Raw genomic sequence first — 2,877 nt, forward strand, 5'->3', positions numbered from 1 at the left:
CTTTTCCTCTTACTCGACTTAACCAGTACCAACCCAGCTTCTCAACGGATTTATACCATGGCACTTTAAAGCCAGCATCACTGACAATGAGCGGTGTGGTGTTACTCGGTAGAATGCTCGCAAGGTCGGCTAGAAATTGGTCATGAGCTTTCTTTGAACATTGCTCTGAAAGCGGGAACGCTTTCTCATAAAGAGTAACAGAACGACCGTGTAGTGCGACTGAAGCTCGCAATACCATAAGTCGTTTTTGCTCACGAATATCAGACCAGTCAACAAGTACAATGGGCATCGTATTGCCCGAACAGATAAAGCTAGCATGCCAACGGTATACAGCGAGTCGCTCTTTGTGGAGGTGACGATTACCTAACAATCGGTCGATTCGTTTGATGTTATGTTTTGTTCTCGCTTTGGTTGGCAGGTTACGGCCAAGTTCGGTAAGAGTGAGAGTTTTACAGTCAAGTAATGCGTGGCAAGCCAACGTTAAGCTGTTGAGTCGTTTTAAGTGTAATTCGGGGCAGAATTGGTAAAGAGAGTCGTGTAAAATATCGAGTTCGCACATCTTGTTGTCTGATTATTGATTTTTCGCGAAACCATTTGATCATATGACAAGATGTGTATCCACCTTAACTTAATGATTTTTACCAAAATCATTAGGGGATTCATCAGAGCATGATATCAAAACGCTCTGAGCTGCTCGTTCGGCTATGGCGTAGGCCTAGTCCGTAGGCAGGACTTTTCAAGTCTCGGAAGGTTTCTTCAATCTGCATTCGCTTCGAATAGATATTAACAAGTTGTTTGGGTGTTCGAATTTCAACAGGTAAGTTAGTTGCTAGAACCCATGGCTCCTTTGCCGACGCTGAGTAGATTTTAGGTGACGGGTGGTGACAATGAGTCCGTGTCGAGCGCTGATTTTTTCGGCCTTTAGAGCGAGATTTATACAATAGAATTTGGCATGAGATTGGATTGCTTTTAGTCAGCCTCTTATAGCCTAAAGTCTTTGAGTGACTAGATGACATATCATGTAAGTTGCTGATAGGTTTCCAGTTTTCCGCTCCTAGGCCTGCATATTGTACTTTTCCTCTTACTCGACTTAACCAGTACCAACCCAGCTTCTCAACGGATTTATACCATGGCACTTTAAAGCCAGCATCACTGACAATGAGCGGTGTGGTGTTACTCGGTAGAATGCTCGCAAGGTCGGCTAGAAATTGGTCATGAGCTTTCTTTGAACATTGCTCTGAAAGCGGGAACGCTTTCTCATAAAGAGTAACAGAACGACCGTGTAGTGCGACTGAAGCTCGCAATACCATAAGCCGTTTTTGCTCACGGATATCAGACCAGTCAACAAGTACAATGGGCATCGTATTGCCCGAACAGATAAAGCTAGCATGCCAACGGTATACAGCGAGTCGCTCTTTGTGGAGGTGACGATTACCTAACAATCGGTCGATTCGTTTGATGTTATGTTTTGTTCTCGCTTTGGTTGGCAGGTTACGGCCAAGTTCGGTAAGAGTGAGAGTTTTACAGTCAAGTAATGCGTGGCAAGCCAACGTTAAGCTGTTGAGTCGTTTTAAGTGTAATTCGGGGCAGAATTGGTAAAGAGAGTCGTGTAAAATATCGAGTTCGCACATCTTGTTGTCTGATTATTGATTTTTCGCGAAACCATTTGATCATATGACAAGATGTGTATCCACCTTAACTTAATGATTTTTACCAAAATCATTAGGGGATTCATCAGCGTATAGTGTTTTGCAGTTTAGAGGAGATATCGCGATGCATACGCGGAAGGCAATAACGGAGGCGCTTCAAAAACTCGGAGTCCAAACCGGTGACCTCTTGATGGTGCATGCCTCACTTAAAGCGATTGGTCCGGTCGAAGGAGGAGCGGAGACGGTCGTTGCCGCGTTACGCTCCGCGGTTGGGCCGACTGGCACTGTGATGGGATACGCGTCGTGGGACCGATCACCCTACGAGGAGACTCTGAATGGCGCTCGGCTGGATGACGAAGCCCGCCGTACCTGGCTGCCGTTCGATCCCGCAACAGCCGGGACTTACCGTGGGTTCGGCCTGCTGAATCAATTTCTGGTTCAAGCCCCCGGCGCGCGGCGCAGCGCGCACCCCGATGCATCGATGGTCGCGGTTGGTCCGCTGGCTGAAACGCTGACGGAGCCTCACGAACTCGGTCACGCCTTGGGGGAAGGATCGCCCGTCGAGCGGTTCGTTCGCCTTGGCGGGAAGGCCCTGCTGTTGGGTGCGCCGCTAAACTCCGTTACCGCATTGCACTACGCCGAGGCGGTTGCCGATATCCCCAACAAACGGTGGGTGACGTATGAGATGCCGATGCTTGGAAGAGACGGTGAAGTCGCCTGGAAAACGGCATCGGATTACGATTCAAACGGCATTCTCGATTGCTTTGCTATCGAAGGAAAGCCGGATGCGGTTGAAACTATAGCAAATGCTTACGTGAAGCTCGGTCGCCATCGAGAAGGTGTCGTGGGCTTTGCTCAGTGCTACCTGTTCGACGCGCAGGACATCGTGACGTTCGGCGTCACCTATCTTGAGAAGCATTTCGGAACCACTCCGATCGTGCCTCCGCACGAGGCCGTCGAGCGCTCTTGCGAGCCTTCAGGTTAGAGGCCGTCGACAATGATAATCTGGATCAACGGACCTTTCGGCGCCGGAAAGACGACGCTCGCTAAGCGGCTGCGCGATCGGCGTTCCAAATCGCTGATCTTTGACCCCGAGGAAATGGCACTGTTGCAAAGTTAGCGATGAGGCAGCCTTTTGTCTTATTCAAAGGCCTTACATTTCAAAAACTCTGCTTACCAGGCGCATTTCGCCCAGGGGATCACCATAATAAAATGCTGAGGCCTGGCC

General features: G+C 49.1%; 1 protein-coding gene and 3 pseudogenes. 1 reads left to right on the forward strand and 3 read right to left on the reverse strand.

All coding sequences use genetic code 11. From position 1 onward, the window contains the following. Both C4F37_RS26880 and C4F37_RS26885 read right to left on the reverse strand, forming a co-directional pair. Positions 1-559, reverse strand: a pseudogene (locus C4F37_RS26880) (IS4-like element ISVsa5 family transposase); the annotation flags it as partial. A 106-nt stretch (positions 560-665) separates the two neighbouring features. After that, positions 666-1,631, reverse strand: a pseudogene (locus C4F37_RS26885) (IS4-like element ISVsa5 family transposase); the annotation flags it as partial. A gap of 142 nt (positions 1,632-1,773) precedes the next feature. Between C4F37_RS26885 and aac(3)-IId the strand changes: the two are divergent. Next, on the forward strand, positions 1,774-2,634 hold the full coding sequence (gene aac(3)-IId / locus C4F37_RS26890) for an aminoglycoside N-acetyltransferase AAC(3)-IId (RefSeq protein ID WP_000557454.1): 861 nt from the start codon (positions 1,774-1,776) through the stop codon (positions 2,632-2,634). A 168-nt stretch (positions 2,635-2,802) separates the two neighbouring features. Here the strand turns inward: aac(3)-IId and C4F37_RS26895 are convergent. Continuing rightward, positions 2,803-2,877, reverse strand: a pseudogene (locus C4F37_RS26895) (IS6 family transposase); the annotation flags it as partial.

Source organism: Escherichia sp. R1 (assembly GCF_003000935.1).
GTDB classification, from domain to species: Bacteria; Pseudomonadota; Gammaproteobacteria; order Enterobacterales; family Enterobacteriaceae; genus Escherichia; species Escherichia coli.